Source organism: Duganella aceris, from assembly GCF_011090165.1.
Taxonomy (GTDB): Bacteria; Pseudomonadota; Gammaproteobacteria; order Burkholderiales; family Burkholderiaceae_D; genus Rugamonas; species Rugamonas aceris.
The window spans coordinates 14,579-28,147 of sequence record NZ_JAADJT010000001.1 but is presented as its reverse complement, the minus strand read 5'-3'; the positions used below and the strand labels follow the sequence as shown (position 1 = coordinate 28,147).

The 13,569-nt window shown below is 64.0% G+C and carries 16 protein-coding genes; 9 read left to right on the top strand and 7 right to left on the bottom strand.

Annotated elements, in window-relative coordinates:
* Nucleotides 1-21 precede the first annotated feature (21 nt).
* Genes GW587_RS00135 through GW587_RS00125 form a run of 3 tightly spaced genes read left to right on the top strand, consistent with a single transcriptional unit; the run spans nucleotide 22 to nucleotide 1,965 of the window.
* Nucleotides 22-936, top strand: a complete 915-nt coding sequence (locus GW587_RS00135; RefSeq protein ID WP_166097283.1) for an alpha/beta hydrolase — start codon at nucleotides 22-24, stop codon at nucleotides 934-936.
* Nucleotides 933-1,274 carry an antibiotic biosynthesis monooxygenase family protein gene (locus tag GW587_RS00130; RefSeq protein ID WP_166097281.1) on the top strand — a complete coding sequence of 114 codons (342 nt, stop codon included), beginning with the start codon at nucleotides 933-935 and terminating at the stop codon, nucleotides 1,272-1,274. The genes GW587_RS00135 and GW587_RS00130 overlap by 4 nt, the downstream gene beginning before the upstream one ends.
* 46 nt (nucleotides 1,275-1,320) lie before the next feature.
* Nucleotides 1,321-1,965, top strand: a complete 645-nt coding sequence (locus GW587_RS00125; protein WP_166097280.1) for a DJ-1/PfpI family protein — start codon at nucleotides 1,321-1,323, stop codon at nucleotides 1,963-1,965.
* 87 nt (nucleotides 1,966-2,052) lie between these two features.
* On the opposite strand, the gene GW587_RS00120 is transcribed toward GW587_RS00125, so the two are convergent.
* From GW587_RS00120 to GW587_RS00110, 3 genes are read right to left on the bottom strand one after another with little or no spacing between them, the layout of a single operon-like run.
* Nucleotides 2,053-3,222: a vWA domain-containing protein gene (locus GW587_RS00120; protein WP_166097279.1), complete on the bottom strand. Its 1,170-nt coding sequence runs from the start codon at nucleotides 3,220-3,222 to the stop codon at nucleotides 2,053-2,055.
* 1 nt (nucleotide 3,223) lies between these two features.
* Nucleotides 3,224-3,817, bottom strand: coding sequence for a GNAT family N-acetyltransferase (locus tag GW587_RS00115; RefSeq protein WP_166097277.1), 594 nt, complete (start codon nucleotides 3,815-3,817; stop codon nucleotides 3,224-3,226).
* Nucleotides 3,817-4,671 (bottom strand): AAA family ATPase, encoded by an 855-nt coding sequence (locus GW587_RS00110; protein WP_166097276.1) that lies wholly within the window; start codon nucleotides 4,669-4,671, stop codon nucleotides 3,817-3,819. The genes GW587_RS00115 and GW587_RS00110 overlap by 1 nt, the downstream gene beginning before the upstream one ends.
* Nucleotides 4,672-4,879: 208 nt before the next feature.
* Here GW587_RS00110 and GW587_RS00105 point away from each other — a divergent pair, with 208 nt between their 5' ends.
* Nucleotides 4,880-5,218 carry a c-type cytochrome gene (locus tag GW587_RS00105; protein ID WP_166097274.1) on the top strand — a complete coding sequence of 113 codons (339 nt, stop codon included), beginning with the start codon at nucleotides 4,880-4,882 and terminating at the stop codon, nucleotides 5,216-5,218.
* Between the two features lie 11 nt (nucleotides 5,219-5,229).
* Nucleotides 5,230-5,571, top strand: a complete 342-nt coding sequence (locus GW587_RS00100) for a c-type cytochrome (protein ID WP_166097272.1) — start codon at nucleotides 5,230-5,232, stop codon at nucleotides 5,569-5,571.
* A gap of 100 nt (nucleotides 5,572-5,671) precedes the next feature.
* Here GW587_RS00100 and GW587_RS00095 read toward each other — a convergent pair whose 3' ends face one another.
* Both GW587_RS00095 and GW587_RS00090 read right to left on the bottom strand, forming a co-directional pair.
* Entirely contained in the window at nucleotides 5,672-6,100 is a 429-nt protein-coding gene (locus GW587_RS00095; protein ID WP_166097271.1) for a DUF1841 family protein, read from the bottom strand.
* Between the two features lie 63 nt (nucleotides 6,101-6,163).
* The gene (locus GW587_RS00090; RefSeq protein ID WP_166097270.1) at nucleotides 6,164-6,769 is read right to left on the bottom strand and encodes an RNA pyrophosphohydrolase; all 606 of its coding nucleotides are present in this window, start codon (nucleotides 6,767-6,769) and stop codon (nucleotides 6,164-6,166) included.
* Between the two features lie 202 nt (nucleotides 6,770-6,971).
* Between GW587_RS00090 and GW587_RS00085 the strand changes: the two genes are divergently transcribed.
* Nucleotides 6,972-8,708, top strand: coding sequence for a proline--tRNA ligase (locus GW587_RS00085; RefSeq protein ID WP_166097268.1), 1,737 nt, complete (start codon nucleotides 6,972-6,974; stop codon nucleotides 8,706-8,708).
* 5 nt (nucleotides 8,709-8,713) lie between these two features.
* Nucleotides 8,714-9,304, top strand: coding sequence for a lytic transglycosylase domain-containing protein (locus GW587_RS00080; RefSeq protein ID WP_166098987.1), 591 nt, complete (start codon nucleotides 8,714-8,716; stop codon nucleotides 9,302-9,304).
* Nucleotides 9,305-9,366: 62 nt separating this feature from the next.
* On the opposite strand, the gene GW587_RS00075 is transcribed toward GW587_RS00080, so the two are convergent.
* Together GW587_RS00075 and ffh are read right to left on the bottom strand one after the other, a co-directional pair.
* On the bottom strand, nucleotides 9,367-9,759 hold the full coding sequence (locus GW587_RS00075) for an SWIB/MDM2 domain-containing protein (RefSeq protein ID WP_166097266.1): 393 nt from the start codon (nucleotides 9,757-9,759) through the stop codon (nucleotides 9,367-9,369).
* 179 nt (nucleotides 9,760-9,938) lie between these two features.
* The gene (ffh, locus tag GW587_RS00070; RefSeq protein ID WP_166097265.1) at nucleotides 9,939-11,306 is read right to left on the bottom strand and encodes a signal recognition particle protein; all 1,368 of its coding nucleotides are present in this window, start codon (nucleotides 11,304-11,306) and stop codon (nucleotides 9,939-9,941) included.
* Nucleotides 11,307-11,496: 190 nt separating this feature from the next.
* On the opposite strand from ffh, the gene GW587_RS00065 reads away from it, so the two are divergent.
* Both GW587_RS00065 and GW587_RS00060 read left to right on the top strand, forming a co-directional pair.
* Nucleotides 11,497-12,543, top strand: a complete 1,047-nt coding sequence (locus GW587_RS00065; protein ID WP_166097263.1) for a YjgN family protein — start codon at nucleotides 11,497-11,499, stop codon at nucleotides 12,541-12,543.
* Entirely contained in the window at nucleotides 12,543-13,550 is a 1,008-nt protein-coding gene (locus GW587_RS00060) for a M48 family metallopeptidase (protein WP_166097261.1), read from the top strand. Before GW587_RS00065 ends, GW587_RS00060 begins: the two co-directional genes overlap by 1 nt.
* Nucleotides 13,551-13,569: the final 19 nt, after the last annotated feature.

Sequence of the window (13,569 nt, the reverse complement as noted above, 5' to 3'; positions counted from 1 at the left end):
ATCATCATTGAGGAGATCCGCATGACTATTCATTCCCTGCGCGTGCAGCGGCCTTCCGCCGATTCTCGCGCCGATGTGTTGTATGTCCATGGCTCGACCTTCGGCGCCGGGCTGTCCATCTTTTATCGTCTGGATGGCCGCAGCTGGGCCGATGCGCTCAACGATGCCGGCTTCACCGCCTGGGGTTTCGACTTTGCCGGCTATGGCGATTCGGAGCGCTATCCGCCTGACAGCGACCGCGCGGTGGGGCGGCTGGAGCAGGCCGTGCCGCAATTGCTGTGGGCGATACAGGCGGTGCGCGAGCGGAATGGCGGCCGGCCCATCCACCTGCTCGGCCATTCGTGGGGCGCGACGGTGGCCGCCGCCTGCGCTGCCGCGCATCCGGACGGCATCGCGGCGCTGGTGCTGTTTGCGCCCATCGTCATGCGCGCCGGCCCCACCCGGCCCGCCGGCGCGTATATTCCGGCCGCCGCCGCTGCTGCAACTTCCACGCCATCGCACTATCCGCTGACGCTGTGGGCGCAGTACCGCCGCTTCGTCGAGGATGTGCCGCGCGGGCAGTCGCAGGTGTTCAGCGAGGCGCATTTCCAGGCTTGGGGCGAGGCTTTCCTGGCCACCGATCCGCAGGCGCAATCGCGCACGCCGCCGGCGGTCAGCACGCCGGCAGGGCCGCAGCGCGATGTGCAGGCGCTGTGGTCCGGGCAGTCGCTGTACGATCCGTCCCGCATCGCGGCGCCGACGCTGCTGGTGCGCGGTGAGTGGGATACGGTCTGTGATGCGGACGATGCGGCGTCGCTGCTGGCGGCCGTCAATGCGTCGGCATCGGCTTGCGGCGGTGCGGTCATCGAACGCGCCACGCATCTGATGCATCTGGAGGCCCAGCGCGGGCTGCTGTACGATGCCGTCAACACTTTCCTGCTCAGGAGCGCATCATGATTGCGGTCATATTCGAAGTCCTGCCCAGCGCCGAGGGCAGGACGGCATATCTGGAACACGCGGCCCATCTGAAGCCGATGCTGGAGCGGATGGACGGCTTCATCTCGGTGGAACGCTTCCAGAGCCTGAGCAATCCGGACAAGCTGCTGTCGCTGTCGTTCTGGCGCGACGAGGAGGCGGTGCGCGGCTGGCGCGAGCATGGCGAGCATCGCATCGCGCAGGCGGACGGCCGCGCCGGCGTGTTCGACGATTACCGTCTGCGCGTCGCGGCCGTGGTGCGCGATTACGGCATGTTCGAGCGCGCCGAGACGCCGCCGCGCGGGGATGGCGCTGGTTGACCGACGCTGATAGACTCGTGGCCATGTTCACAAGCTAAGGCCATGGATGAAAAACTGGATCGCCGCATTGCTGCTGGGCGTCGCGCTGACCGCGTCGGCGGAGGACATGAACATGCACATGGGCACAGGCGGCAAGACGCTCAAGGTCGCTGTGGTGCTGTTCGACGGAGTCGAGGAGATCGATTACGCCGGGCCGATCGAAGTCTTCGGCGCCAGCGGGGCGACCATCCTGACGGTGGGCCTGAGCAAGGCGACCGTCACCTCGGTCTATGGCCTGCGCGTCACGCCGGAATACGATACCGCCGATCTGCCCGAGGTCGATGTGCTGCTGGTGCCCGGCGGCGGCATCGTCGAGGCGTGGAAGAATCCGCAGCTGCTGGCATGGATCAAGGAGCGCAGCGCCAAGGTCAAGGTGACGATGTCGGTCTGCTCCGGCGCCTTCATCCTTGGCAAGGCGGGGCTGCTCGACGGCCAGCCCGTCACCACCACCAGCAGCATGCGCGGCGAGCTGGCCAGGCATTTCCCCAAGGCGCAGGTGCAGCAGCGCCGCTTTGTCGACGCGGGGAAACTGATCACCACCGCCGGTCTGTCGGCCGGCATCGACGGTTCGCTGTACCTGGTGCAGCGCGAGCTGGGCGCCGACCGCGCAAAGGCGGCGGCCGGCTATTTGGAATACGACTGGCGGCCGTAACTCCGGGGTCAAGTCTGACATTCGGACACGAGCTCTACCGTAGCGCGCTACGGTAGAGCTCGTGTCCGAATGTCAGACTTGACCCCGTTATTTGCTGAGCGTGCGCATCGCGCGTTCCAGGCCGTCCATCGTCAGCGGGAACATACGGTTGTTCATCAGCTGCTTGATGATGGCGATCGATTGGCGGTACTGCCACACGCCTTCCGGCTCGGGATTGAGCCAGACGAACTTCGGAAACGCGGCCGTGAAGCGCGTCAGCCATTCCGAGCCCGCTTCCTCGTTGTTGTATTCGACCGAGCCGCCCGGCTGCAGCACTTCGTAGGGACTCATGGTGGCGTCGCCGACGAAAATCAGCTTGGTGTCCGGCGGGTATTTGCGCAGGATGTCCCAGGTCGGGAAGCGCTCCGAGTTGCGGCGCCGGTTGTTCTTCCACATGTAGTCGTAGACGCAGTTGTGGAAGTAGAAGAACTCCATGTTCTTGAATTCCGTCTTCGACGCCGAGAACAATTCTTCGGTGCGCTCGATATGGTCGTCCATCGTGCCGCCGACGTCGAACAGCATCAGCACCTTGATGTTGTTCTTGCGCTCGGGCTGCATCTTGATGTCGAGGTAGCCGGCGTTGCTGGCGGTGGCTCGGATGGTGGCGTCCAGCGCCAATTCTTCCTCGGCGCCCTGGCGTGCGAACTTGCGCAGGCGCCGCAGCGCGACCTTGATGTTGCGCGTGCCGATTTCGCGCTCGCCGTCGTAGTCCTTGTAGGCGCGCGCTTCCCACACTTTGACCGCCGTGCGGTTGCCGCCCTTGCCGCCGATGCGGATGCCTTCGGGATTGGTGCCGCCGTTGCCGAACGGGGAGGTGCCGCCGGAGCCTATCCATTTGCTGCCGCCTTCGTGCCGCTCCTTCTGCTCCTTCAGCAGTTCGTTGAGGCGGTCCATCAGCTTGTCGTAGCCGAACTTCTCCAGCGCGGCCAGCTGCTCCGGCGACAGTTCGCGCTTCATGCGCTGCACCAGCCAGTCCAGCGGGATCGCGCTGTTGGTCTCGAACGCGGAGTTGATGCCCTTGAAGTATTGGCCGAAGGCGCGGTCGAACTTGTCGAAGTGCGCTTCGTCCTTCACCAGCGTCAAACGCGCCAGATAATAGAAATCGTCCAGCGATGGTTCGATGACGTTCTTTTGCATCGCCTCCAGCAGCGTCAGGAATTCCTTGATCGTGACCGGTATCTTGGCGTCTTTCAGCGTGAAGAAAAAATCGATCAGCATGTCAGTCGGCCTTATGCTGTTCCAGCTTGTAGCGCAGATGCGCCTTGATCTCCGGCCATTCGCCGGCGGCGATGCTGTACATGACGGTGTCGCGCACCGTGCCGTCGCGCCGCTGCGCGTGGTGGCGCAGCACGCCATCCTTCTTCGCGCCGAGCCGCTCGATCGCCGCCTGCGAGGCGTGGTTGAAATTGTCTGTGCGTAGGCCGACCAGCGCGGCGCCCAGCGTCTCGAAGGCGTGCGTCATCAGCAGCAGCTTGCAGCTGGTGTTGACGTGGCTGCGCTGGCGGCTCTTGGCGTACCAGGTGTAGCCGATCTCCAGCCGGTCGACGGCCGGCACGATGTCGTGGTAGCTGGTGCTGCCGATCACGGCGCCGCTGGCGATGTCGATCACCGCGAACGCCAGCCGGGTGGGACGCATCTCGATCGCCTTGAAGATGTAGCCGTCCACCTCGTCCGGCTCCGGCACCGAGGTGACGCGCAACGTCCACAGTTCGCCGTCGCCGGCGGCGGCGCGCAGGCCTTCGGCGTGGTGCGGCGCCAGCGGCTCCAGGCGCACGCCGTTCAGCTCCAGCGTGATCGGCAAGACGTGGTCCATTACCGGTTCGTCCTCGACATGAACACCAGGCGTTCGAACAAATGAATATCCTGTTCGTTCTTCAGCAGCGCGCCATGCAGCGGCGGCACGATGGCCTTGGCGTCCTTGCTGCGCAGTGCCTCGGGCGGGATGTCTTCCGCCATCAGCAGCTTGAGCCAGTCGAGGAATTCCGACGTCGACGGCTTTTTCTTCAGGCCCGGCACGTCGCGCACCTCGTAGAAGGTTTGCAGCGCCTGCGCCAGCAGTTCCTTCTTCAGGCCGGGGTAGTGCACCGCGACGATCTGCTCCATCGTGTCGCGGTCGGGGAATTTGATGTAGTGGAAGAAGCAGCGGCGCAGGAAGGCGTCCGGCAGTTCCTTCTCGTTGTTGGAGGTGATGATCACCAGCGGCCGGTGCAGCGCCTGCACCATTTCGCGCGTCTCGTAGACGTAGAACTCCATCCGGTCCAGCTCGCGCAGCAGGTCGTTGGGGAATTCGATGTCGGCCTTGTCGATCTCGTCGATCAACAGCACCACCGGCTCCGGCGCGGTGAACGCCTGCCACAGCACGCCCTTGACGATGTAGTTGTGGATGTCGCGCACGCGCTCGTCGCCGAGCTGGGAGTCGCGCAAACGCGACACCGCGTCGTATTCGTACAGCCCCTGTTGCGCCTTGGTGGTCGATTTGATGTGCCACTGCATCAGCGGCATGTCCAGCGCGGCCGCCACTTCCTCGGCCAGCATGGTCTTGCCGGTGCCCGGCTCGCCCTTGATCAGCAGCGGGCGTTGCAGCGTCAAAGCCGCATTCACGGCCAGTTTCAGGTCATCGGTGGCGACATATTGGTCGGAACCGTCAAAGCGTTGCTTGGCTTGCATACGAATGTGTCTCAGTCAGTAAGGGGATAGCGCGAGTATAGGCGAGATCGGTACGGGAGGTGTTCCGGGCGGCTTGTCAACTGTGTGTTGTTGTGGCAATGATTCTGTGTAGCTTAGAAAAAATTCTTGAGTTAGAATCGCAGGTTAATAGTGCAAAAGTCAAGTTTTGCATCCGCGGTAGTATCCGATTACTTACCTTGCAAACACCATGAAAAAAATCACCGCACTCCTCGTGCTCGCAGGCATCGCTCAAATCGCTGTTGCCGCCGACGTTGTGGGCAATGTCCAGAACGCCAAGGCCAAGATTGAAATGTGTATCGGTTGTCATGGGATCCCGGGCTACAAAGCCACCTTCCCCGAAGTGTTTCAAGTGCCGATGATCGGCGGCCAGTCGGCCAAGTATATCGAGAGCGCGCTGCAGGCGTACAAGAAGGGTGATCGCAAGCATCCGTCCATGAGGGGCATCGCCGCCAGTCTGTCGGACCAGGATATCGCCGATGTGGCGGCGTTCTATTCGCAGCAGACCCGTACCGCGGACCCTAAATGAGGACTGTCCAAATGAAAAAACTGATCACCGCGCTGTTCTGCTCCGCCGTTTCCCTGTCCGCCGTCGCCGGCGGCAACGCCACCGCCGGCAAGGCCGTGGCCGACAAATACAGCTGTTTCGCCTGCCACGGCAAGGATTACAACACGCCGATCGACTCGAGCTATCCGAAGCTGGCCGGCCAGCACAAGGATTACCTGGCGCACGCGCTGACCGCCTACAAGCGCGGCGACGGCGCCAACGGCCGCAACAACGCGATCATGACCGGCCAAGTCAAGCCGCTCAGCAACCAGGACATCCAGGATCTGGCGGCCTACTTCCACAGCCTGCCGGGCACGCTGGCGACGCACCGCTGATTGATTGATTCGGTGTCAGTGCCGACATTCGGACACGAGCTCTACCGTAACGTTCCGTTACGGTAGAGCTCGTGTCCGAATGTCGGCACTGACACCGAAGTTATTTCAGGCGGCGCTTGACCGCTTCGATATACGCGTCGCCGTCCGGCGGCGTGCCGTTGCGCTGCGCGTTCCAGATCATCTCGCCCAGGCATTCCATGATTTCATGCTGCGCCGCGTGGGCGTCGTCCAGCTTCAGGGTCAGCGCGGTGGCGGCGTCGCGGATGCCGCGCGGCTGGTCGATCGAGATCTGCTCGTCGATCGACAAGTGCATCGATAAATGCAAAAACGGATTGGCCTGCGCGCCTTCGACCGAGTAGTCGCGGCCCAGCGCGGTCTCGACGTCGCTCAGCACGTCGTGGTGCTCGGGGTGGTGGCGGATCCAGTCGGACGCCATGGTTTCGAGCGGCGTCAGGATTTCGTTGGCCCGCTGCTTGCGGAAGGTCTCGCAAAAGAAACGGCGGACGTCGTCTGAAGAGGGATTGAACATGGCGATATTGTACCCGCTGGCGTCAAAAAAAGCGGGGCAGTCCCTGGACTGTCCCGCTTCGGTTTAGCCGTCGTTCTTGGCCGGGGCCTCGTCCGCCGGACCGCACACAGAGCCCGGCGGTTCCGGATTCGGCCGTGGCGGATGCGGCTGGCGCAGATAGCGCGAACCGTGGTGCCGGCGGTCGTGGCCGTTGGCCGGCCAGGTCAGGAAACGCGACAGCTCCTGCAAGGCCCGCTGATACACATCGCGCTTGAATTCGATCACGACATCCAGCGGCACCCAGTACTCATGCCAGCGCCAGGCGTCGAATTCCGGATGATCGGTCAGGCGCAGGTTGACGTCGTTGTCGCGGGCGCACATGCGCAGCAGGAACCAGATCTGCTTCTGGCCACGGTAATGGCCGCGGATCTCCCGCTTGATGAAGTGATCCGGCACCTCATAGCGCAGCCAGTCGCGCGTGCGGCCGACGATTTTGACGTGCTCGGCCCGCAGACCGATTTCCTCTTCCAGCTCCCGATACATCGCCTGCTCAGGCGTTTCTCCATATTTGATGCCGCCCTGCGGAAACTGCCATGAGTGCTCTCGCACCCGCTTGCCCCACCACACCTCGTTCTGGGCGTTTAGCAGGATGATGCCGACGTTGGGCCGAAACCCTTCACGGTCGAGCATATTGCACCTCAAACTTTCTGCGACCGAGCTCCCTGCTTATATTTTTGCCCACAAAAACGCACTTCGGCTGGGTTTTCGCGGTACGAAAACGGTCGAAGGGCCATCAATTGAACGCATTTGTATAAAGTATGGACGCATCAGCCAGCTAATCCTTTAAAATTAGGTTGATTATAACTCTCTCTTTTTAAAAAGAATTCACCGTATGCGCGCCTCACGATTTTTTATTTCCACGCTTAAAGAAGCGCCTTCCGACGCCGAGATCGTCAGCCATCAATTGATGATGCGCGCCGGCATGATTAAACGCCTCGGCTCGGGTATCTACACCTACATGCCGATGGGCTTGAAAGTCATCCGCAAGGTCGAAGCCATCGTGCGCGAAGAGATGAACGACGCCGCCGCCATTGAGCTGCTGATGCCGCTGGTGCAGCCGGCCGAGCTGTGGCAGGAGACCGGGCGCTGGGACAAGATGGGTCCGGAGTTGCTGCGCATCAAGGATCGCCACGGCCGCGACTACGCCTTCCAGCCGACCGCCGAGGAAGTGATGACCGATGTGGTGCGTTCGGAAATCAAATCGTACCGCCAACTGCCGTTGAATTTTTACCACATCCAGACCAAGTTCCGCGACGAGCGCCGTCCGCGCTTCGGCCTGATGCGCGGCCGCGAGTTCACCATGAAGGACGCCTATTCGTTCGACCGCGACCTGGCCGGCATGCAAGCCTCGTACAAGGTCATGTATGACGCCTACACCCGCATCTTCACCCGCTTCGGCCTGAAGTTCCGCGCCGTGGCGGCCGACAACGGCGCCATCGGCGGCAGCGGTTCGCACGAATTCCACGTCATCGCCAGCACCGGCGAGGACGCGGTGGTGTACTGCCCGACCTCGGATTACGCCGCCAACATGGAGGCCGCCGAGGCGCTGCCGCTGGCCGCCGCGCGTCCGGCGCCGGCGCAGGACCTGGTCAAGACTTCGACCCCGGACGCCACCAAGTGCGAAGCCGTGGCCGAGCTGCTGAAGCTGGACCTGGCGCAAACGGTGAAAACCATCGCGCTGACGGTCGAGACCGAAAAAGACGGGAAATCGACTAAACAGTATTTCATGTTGTTGCTGCGCGGCGACCATGAGCTGAACGAAATCAAGGTCGGCAAGGTCGCCGGTCTGGCCGCGCACCGCTTCTCGACCGAGGCCGAGATCGACGAGGTCTACGGCTGCGTGCCCGGCTACCTGGGCCCGATCGGCACCCTTGGCCCGGTCACCGTGGTGGCCGACCGCACCGTCGCCAACATGGCCGACTTCGTCTGCGGCGCCAACGACGCCGGCTACCACTACACCGGCGCCAACTGGGGCCGCGACGCGGCCGAGCCGGCCATCGTGGCCGACCTGCGCAACGTGGTCGAAGGCGACGCCTCGCCGGACGGCAAGGGCGTGCTGGCGATCGAGCGCGGCATCGAAGTGGGTCACGTGTTCCAGCTGGGCACCGCGTATTCGGAAGCGATGAAGGCCACCTTCCTCGACGAGAACGGCAAGCCGGCGCCGCTGCAGATGGGCTGCTACGGCATCGGCATCACCCGCATCCTGGGCGCCGCGATCGAGCAGAACTTCGACGACAAGGGCATCGTCTGGCCGACCTCGCTGGCGCCGTTCGAGCTGGTGCTGTGCCCGATGGGCATGGACCGCAGCGAAGCGGTCAAGGAAGCGGCCGAGACGCTGTACGCGGAAGCCAAGGCGGCCGGCATCGACGTCATCCTCGACGACCGTGGCCTGCGTCCGGGCGGCATGTTCGCCGACTGGGAACTGATCGGCGTGCCGCACCGCGTGGTGATCGGCGATCGTGGGCTGAAGGAAGGCAACCTGGAATACCAGGGCCGCCGCGACACCGAGGCGACCGCCGTGCCGGTGGCCGACGTGATCGGCTTCATTAAAGGCAAAATGGCGGCGTGAAGGTGATGCGCACGCTGGGCGTGGCGCTGCTGGCGACGACGTTCGCCGCCGGCGCCGTCCACGCCGGCAACCAGAAGGAGGAAGCGCTGGCCGACTCGGTGCGGCTGGCGCTGTCGAACGCCATCAAGGACGCCACCCCGCCGCGTCCCAGCTTCCGTACCGAGGACGAGCGCGTGCGCTACCAAGCCTGGCTGGCGCAGATGTCGTCGCGCCTGCAGCGCAAGCTGCCGGACGAGCAGACCCGCGCCGAATTCCTGTCCACGGTCTGGTACGAGGCGCGCCGCGCCGGGCTCGATCCGGGCATGGTGCTGGGCTTGATCCAGGTGGAGTCGGCGTACCGCAAATACGCGGTGTCGATCGTCGGCGCGCGCGGCTACATGCAGGTGATGCCGTTCTGGACCAACGTCATCGGCGACCGCAACCGGCGCGCGCTGTTCGACATGCAAACCAACCTGCGCTACGGCTGCGCCATCCTGCGCATGTACCTCGACATGGAGGCCGGCAACCTGTACCTGGCGCTGGGCCGCTACAACGGCAGCCGGGGCAAGCCCGACTATCCGAACGCCGTGCTATCGGCCTGGAACAACTGGAAATAAAAAAATGCCGCCGTCGCGTGGGCGAGGGCGGCATCTCCGGCGCGGCTGGTCGGCCGCTGCGCTTATTTCAGGTGGTCGGAAATGAGCTTGGTCATTTCGAACATGGACACTTGGGCTTTGCCGCCGAATACGGCTTTCAGCTTGTCGTCGGCGTTGATCATGCGGCGGTTGGCCGGATCTTGCAGGTCGAGCTTCTTGATGTAATCCCAGACTTTTTTCGTCACTTCGGTGCGTGGCAGCGGAGCGGCGCCGACCACGGCGGCCAGTACGGTCGATGGGGTCATCGCTTTCATGAATGCGGCGTTCGGTTTGCGCGCTGCGGCCGGGGCGGCTGCTTTTTTCACTGCTGCTGGTTTCGCTGCTGCTTTTGCTGGTGCTGCTTTTTTGACGGCTGCAGGTTTCGCTGCCGCTGGCTTCTTAGCGGGTGCTGCTGGGGTTTTTTTGGCTGTTGCCATCTTCGAGCCTCCTTAACGAACACATGGAAAATTGCGCAATTGATCGCACCGGCTAATATTGGTGGTGATTTAAGCCTTATGCAAGTGTTTTTCGCGTTTTTTCCCGGAAACACCACGTAAATGCTGGCTTCCGGGCGCGCACGCACCTTCAAGAGGCGTAAACAACGCTTTTTCGCCGCTTAGCGCATGCCCGGCATCATCCCCTTCATCGAGCGCATCATCTTCATCATGCCGCCGCCCGAGAGCTTTTTCATCATGGTCTGCATCTGCTCGAACTGGGTCAGCATGCGGTTCACTTCCTGCACCTGGACCCCGGCGCCGGCCGCGATGCGGCGTTTGCGGGTGGCTTTGATCAGCTCCGGCTTGGCGCGTTCCTGCGGCGTCATCGAGTCGATGATGCCGACCATGCGCCGCACCTGCTTGTCGGCCTGGTCCATGTTGGCGCCGCCGGCGGCCTGCTGGAACTGCGCCGGCAGCTTGTCGACCAGGCTGGCCATGCCGCCCATTTTCTTCATCTGGCCCAGTTGCGCCTTGAAGTCGTTCATGTCGAACTTGCCGCCCGACTTGACCTTGGCGGCCAGGTCGGCGGCCGCCTTGCTGTCGACCCCTTTGCGCGCCTCTTCCACCAGCGCCATGATGTCGCCCATGCCCAGCACCCGCGACGCCATGCGCGCCGGATCGAACGCTTCCAGCCCGTCCAGCTTTTCCGACACGCCGGCGAACTTGATCGGCTTGCCGGTGATGTGGCGCACCGACAGCGCCGCGCCGCCGCGGGCGTCGCCGTCCAGCTTGGTCAGCACGATGCCGGTCAGCGGCAGCGCGTCGTTGAAGGCCTTGGCGGTGTTGATCGCATCCTGGCCCAGCATGGCGTCGACCACGAACAGGGTTTCGATCGGCTTGACGGCGGCGTGCACGGCGGCGATTTCCGCCATCATCGCCTCGTCGATGCCGAGCCGGCCGGCGGTGTCGATGATCAGCACGTCGTGGTAGTGCTTCTTGGCCCAGTCCAGCGCGGCCAGCGCGATGTCGACCGGCTTGTCCTGCGCGGTGGACGGGAAGAAGTCGGCGCCGACCTGGGCCGTCACCGATTGCAGCTGGGCGATCGCGGCCGGACGGTACACGTCGGCCGAGACGGTCAGCACTTTCTTCTTCTTTTCTTCCTTCAGGTACTTGGCCAGCTTGCCGACGGTGGTGGTTTTACCCACGCCCTGCAGACCGGCCATCAGAATGATCGCCGGCGGCTGCTGCGCAAAGCTCAGCTGCGACGCCTCCGGGCCGAGGTCGGCGCCCATCAGCGCCGCCAGCTCGCGCTGCACCACGCCGACCAGCGCCTGGCCCGGCGTCAGCGAGGAGATCACTTCCTCGCCCAGGGCCTTTTCCTTGACCTTGGCGATGAAGTCGCGCACCGCCGGCAGGGCGACGTCGGCCTCCAGCAGCGCCATGCGCACTTCGCGCAGCATCTCGGCGGTGTTGGCTTCGGTCAGGCGGGCCTCGCCGCGCATGGTTTTAACGACCTTGGCAAGGCGTTGGGTAAGATTATCTAGCATGGTCAACAGTCTGTAGGTGGAGCCGGCGCACGGCCGGACAATGGCCGCCATTTTACCCCATCGCGCCCGCCGGCCAACCATGTGCCGCCGCCGCGCGCGATATTGCCAAAAAAGTACAATTTCTTATTGACAATAATGCAAGGGCAGGGCATCGTCATGGCTTCGCAGGTGACAACCATGGAGAGCATGTATGGAGCAGTTTCTGGAATCCGCGCCGGCCGTCGCCGAGTCCGCGCCGAGCGGCCCGCAGCGGATCAAGTTTCACGCCAGCGGCAGCGAGTATTTCCGCATCTGGATCGTCAACCTGCTGCTGACCATCGCCACGCTGGGGATTTATTCGGCCTGGGCCAAGGTGCGGCGCAACCAATACATGTATTCCTGCACCGAGCTGGCCGGCGCCAGTTTCGAGTACCACGGCAAGCCGATCCCGATCCTGAAGGGGCGCATCATCGCGCTGCTGCTGTTCGGCGGCTACAACCTGGCGTTCCAGTTCTCGCCGCTGGCCGGCGTGATCATGATGCTGCTGATGGCGGCGGTGATGCCGTGGCTGGTCTGGAACAGCCTGAAGTTCCGCCTGTTCTACACCAGCTATCGCGGCATACGCTTCGGCTTCGACGGCACGCTCAAAAGCGCCTACTTCCACTTCCTGCTGCTGCCCATCCTGTACGTGGTGAGCCTGATGCTGGCGCTGCCGTTCGTGCACCAGCGCATCAAGCGCTTCCAGCATACCGAGAGCCGCTACGGCGCCCACCACTTCTCGTTCGACGCCGGCGTCGGCAGCTTCTACAAGCGCTACGCCATCGTGGTCGGCCTGGCCATCGCCGGCGGCGTGCTGTGCGCCTTCCTCGGCGGCGTGCTGACCGCGCTGATCGGCAAATCCGGGGTGCTGGTGGCGATCGGCATCGGCTATGTCGGGCTATTGCTGCTGGTGCCGGTGTTCCTGAACATGATGCAGAACCTGATCTGGAACCACACCGGCCTGGGGCCGCACCGCTTTGCGTCGGAAATGAAATGGACTGCGGTGGCGTGGATTTCGCTGACCAATATCGTCGCCATCGTCTGCACGCTGGGCCTGTTCATGCCGTTCGCCGTGGTGCGCTGGCAGCGTTACCACCTGGAGTCGATCTCGCTGCTGCCCGAAGGCGGCCTGGATGACTTCATGGCCGGCGCCGACGACGGCGTCTCGGCCACCGGCGTCGGCGCGACCGATATGATGGACTTCGACCTGTCGATCTGATGAGCGATATCGTCGACGCCAGTTATTTCGACGGCCGCAGCTCGCGCCTGCACCGGGTGACGCTGCAGGTCAACGACGGCGTGGCGCAGGTGCGCGGCGAGGCCGAGCGCGACAGCCCGCTGGCCGAATTGCGCGTGTCGGAGCGCAGCCGCCATGCCTTGCGCAAGGTGACCTTCGCCGACGGCGCCTATCTGGAAATCCGCGACCTGGCCGGCATCGAGGCGATGCTGCAGCGTACCGGGCACAGCGACGGCTGGGTGGTGCGCATCCAGCAAAGCTGGCGCGGCGCGTTGGCGGCGGCGGCCGGCACCGTCGCGGTGCTGGGCCTGGGCTACGCCTACGTGCTGCCGGCGGCGGCGGACTGGCTGGCGCGCGCCATGCCGCCCAGCATGGAGCGTCAGCTGGGGCAGGGTGTGATGGAGGTGCTGGACCGCCACATGTTCGAGCCGTCGCGTTTTTCCGACCAGCGCATAGCCGAGCTGGAGCAGCGCTTCCGGCTACTGGCGCCGCCGCAGGGCGACGGCCCGCCGTGGCGGCTGCTGTTCCGCAAGAGCCGCTTCGGTCCGAACGCCTTCGCGCTGCCGTCCGGCGACATCGTGCTGACCGATGAAATGGTGCGCCTGCTGAAGGACGACGATGCGGTGATGGGCGTGCTGGCGCACGAGCTGGGCCATGTGCACCAGCACCACATCACGCGCCGCATCATCCAGGGTTCGGTGGTGGCGGGCGGCGCCACCTTGCTATTCGGCGACGTCTCGGCGCTGCTGGCGACCGCGCCGGCCGCCGTGCTGGACATGAAATATTCGCGCGACGCCGAACGTGACGCCGACGATTACGCGATCGCGATGATGCGGCGCAACGGCATTCCGCTGCGCCACCTGATGCTGGCGTTCGAGCGCTTTGAACAGCTGGAGCGCGACCACGGCGGACAAGCGGCCTACCTGTCCACCCACCCGGCCGGCGCCGAGCGCGTCGCCCGCGTGCGCGCCGCCATGGATCAGCCGTAGCGCGGCAACCTTAGTGTCG

What these genes read in the sequence shown, in the direction of transcription:
- GW587_RS00060 (WP_166097261.1), top strand. Translation starts at nt 12,543, where the DNA reads ATGAGCGATATCGTCGACGCCAGTTATTTCGACGGCCGCAGCTCGCGC.
- GW587_RS00105 (WP_166097274.1), top strand. Translation starts at nt 4,880, where the DNA reads ATGAAAAAAATCACCGCACTCCTCGTGCTCGCAGGCATCGCTCAAATC.
- GW587_RS00135 (WP_166097283.1), top strand. Translation starts at nt 22, where the DNA reads ATGACTATTCATTCCCTGCGCGTGCAGCGGCCTTCCGCCGATTCTCGC.
- GW587_RS00090 (WP_166097270.1), bottom strand. Translation starts at nt 6,769, where the DNA reads ATGCTCGACCGTGAAGGGTTTCGGCCCAACGTCGGCATCATCCTGCTA.
- GW587_RS00120 (WP_166097279.1), bottom strand. Translation starts at nt 3,222, where the DNA reads ATGCTGATCGATTTTTTCTTCACGCTGAAAGACGCCAAGATACCGGTC.
- ffh (WP_166097265.1), bottom strand. Translation starts at nt 11,306, where the DNA reads ATGCTAGATAATCTTACCCAACGCCTTGCCAAGGTCGTTAAAACCATG.
- GW587_RS00110 (WP_166097276.1), bottom strand. Translation starts at nt 4,671, where the DNA reads ATGCAAGCCAAGCAACGCTTTGACGGTTCCGACCAATATGTCGCCACC.
- GW587_RS00100 (WP_166097272.1), top strand. Translation starts at nt 5,230, where the DNA reads ATGAAAAAACTGATCACCGCGCTGTTCTGCTCCGCCGTTTCCCTGTCC.
- GW587_RS00130 (WP_166097281.1), top strand. Translation starts at nt 933, where the DNA reads ATGATTGCGGTCATATTCGAAGTCCTGCCCAGCGCCGAGGGCAGGACG.
- GW587_RS00075 (WP_166097266.1), bottom strand. Translation starts at nt 9,759, where the DNA reads ATGGCAACAGCCAAAAAAACCCCAGCAGCACCCGCTAAGAAGCCAGCG.
- GW587_RS00095 (WP_166097271.1), bottom strand. Translation starts at nt 6,100, where the DNA reads ATGTTCAATCCCTCTTCAGACGACGTCCGCCGTTTCTTTTGCGAGACC.
- GW587_RS00125 (WP_166097280.1), top strand. Translation starts at nt 1,321, where the DNA reads ATGAAAAACTGGATCGCCGCATTGCTGCTGGGCGTCGCGCTGACCGCG.
- GW587_RS00085 (WP_166097268.1), top strand. Translation starts at nt 6,972, where the DNA reads ATGCGCGCCTCACGATTTTTTATTTCCACGCTTAAAGAAGCGCCTTCC.
- GW587_RS00115 (WP_166097277.1), bottom strand. Translation starts at nt 3,817, where the DNA reads ATGGACCACGTCTTGCCGATCACGCTGGAGCTGAACGGCGTGCGCCTG.
- GW587_RS00065 (WP_166097263.1), top strand. Translation starts at nt 11,497, where the DNA reads ATGGAGCAGTTTCTGGAATCCGCGCCGGCCGTCGCCGAGTCCGCGCCG.
- GW587_RS00080 (WP_166098987.1), top strand. Translation starts at nt 8,714, where the DNA reads ATGCGCACGCTGGGCGTGGCGCTGCTGGCGACGACGTTCGCCGCCGGC.